Source organism: Paenibacillus sp. y28 (assembly GCF_037137075.1).
Lineage (GTDB): Bacteria > Bacillota > Bacilli > Paenibacillales > NBRC-103111 > JBBBNV01.
The window spans coordinates 1-1,520 of the sequence record NZ_JBBBNV010000092.1; the positions used below are offsets into that span (position 1 = coordinate 1).

Consider the following 1,520-nt stretch of genomic DNA (forward strand, 5'->3'; position numbering starts at 1 on the left):
AACGAGAGGATGGATTCTAAATTGGAAATGAATCTGCAAGCCATATGGAGCGAGCGGATCGCGGCCTACCAGGCCAGCGGCCAAACAATGAAAGCCTGGTGCGCGGAGCAAAACCTGACCGTTCACCAATTAAAATACTGGCTGTACAAAGCGCAAAGACAAACACGGGCCGTTTCCACCCCAACCTTCCGTCCTGTTGCTGTTGCCAGTCCCCCCAGAATGACCGAATACCTTCACGTACAGGTCGGCGTTGCCCGGATCGAGATTCAGCCCGGGTTTGAACCAAAACTGCTTCGCGACGTGGTTGCGGCCCTGACGTCATTATGTTAAGCTTCACCTCCACCTTCCCCGTGTATCTGGCCTGCGGCGCAACGGACATGCGCAAATCGATCGATGGACTGGCGGCGATCGTGCAGGAACAATTTGCGCTCGATCCGTTTTCCTCGGCGCTGTTCGTGTTCTGCAATTACAGACGGGACAAGCTCAAAATCCTTCATTGGGACACAAACGGCTTCTGGCTGTATTACCGCAGACTGGAACGCGGTTCGTTTCAATGGCCCGACGGCGGCATTACGCCGCTGTGTCTAACCCCGCGTGAGCTGCGCTGGCTGCTCGATGGCTTGTCGCTTGCCCAGCGACAGGCTCACCCCCGCATCTCGCCAGAAGTGGCGATTTAATCTTCATCCAGCAGGACATGGGGCTATGTTTGTCGAATCTTCCTAAGATGAAAAACGAATCGGAATCCCTTACCCTGGAACAACTCCGGCAGCATAACGCCGAGCTGGAGCAAGAAAATACGAAACAAGCTCGCGAACTGGCTGAGCTGTCGGCCAAACTCAAATGGTACGAGGAACAGTTTCGTCTGGCACAGCAGAAGCGCTTCGGCGCTTCCAGCGAAAAAACAGACCCGGATCAGGTGGAACTGAACCTGTTTAATGAAGCGGAAATACTGGCCACGCCTGCAGGACAAGAGCCTGAAATGGAAAAGGTCACCTATGCGCGCCGGAAAACGACCGGCAAGCGCGAAGAGGCTCTGTCCAGGCTGCCGGTCGAAACGGTGACGTACCAACTTGCGGAAGGCGAGCAAAGCTGCGCCTGCTGTGGCGGTTCGCTGCACGAGATGAGTACCGAGACACGCAGCGAAATCGCCATCGTGCCTCCGCAAGTAAAGGTCGTTCGTCATGTGCGGCAGGTGTACGCCTGCCGCCATTGCGAACGCCATGAGATCAAGACGCCGATCGTGACCGCTCCGATGCCGAAGCCCGTGTATCCGGGCAGTCTGGCTTCTCCTTCGGCGATGGCACATGTGATGTGCCAGAAGTACGTGGACAGTCTGCCCCTGCATCGGCAGGAGCAGCAGTTTGCCCGTCTGGGCTATACGTTGTCGCGCCAAACCATGGCAAACTGGATGATCTACGGCGCGGAGCAGTGGCTGATGCCGGTTGTGTCGGAAATGAAGAGATATTTGCTGAAGCAAGAAGCACTGCATGCGGACGAGACGACGCTACAGGTACTGCGGG

Annotated in this window: 3 protein-coding genes; all 3 read left to right on the plus strand. The window is 56.4% G+C overall.

Going from position 1 to position 1,520, the window contains the following annotated elements:
* Positions 1-9 precede the first annotated feature (9 nt).
* Positions 10-330, plus strand: a complete 321-nt coding sequence (gene tnpA / locus WBG83_RS22370) for an IS66 family insertion sequence element accessory protein TnpA (RefSeq protein WP_442955872.1) — start codon at positions 10-12, stop codon at positions 328-330.
* Positions 324-677, plus strand: coding sequence for an IS66 family insertion sequence element accessory protein TnpB (gene tnpB / locus WBG83_RS22375; RefSeq protein WP_336747603.1), 354 nt, complete (start codon positions 324-326; stop codon positions 675-677). The genes tnpA and tnpB overlap by 7 nt, the downstream gene beginning before the upstream one ends.
* Before the next feature lie 47 nt (positions 678-724).
* Positions 725-1,520 (plus strand): IS66 family transposase (locus WBG83_RS22380; protein WP_336747604.1); only part of this gene is annotated, 796 nt, incomplete at its 3' end.

What these genes read in the sequence shown, in the direction of transcription:
- tnpA (WP_442955872.1), top strand. Translation starts at nt 10, where the DNA reads ATGGATTCTAAATTGGAAATGAATCTGCAAGCCATATGGAGCGAGCGG.
- tnpB (WP_336747603.1), top strand. Translation starts at nt 324, where the DNA reads ATGTTAAGCTTCACCTCCACCTTCCCCGTGTATCTGGCCTGCGGCGCA.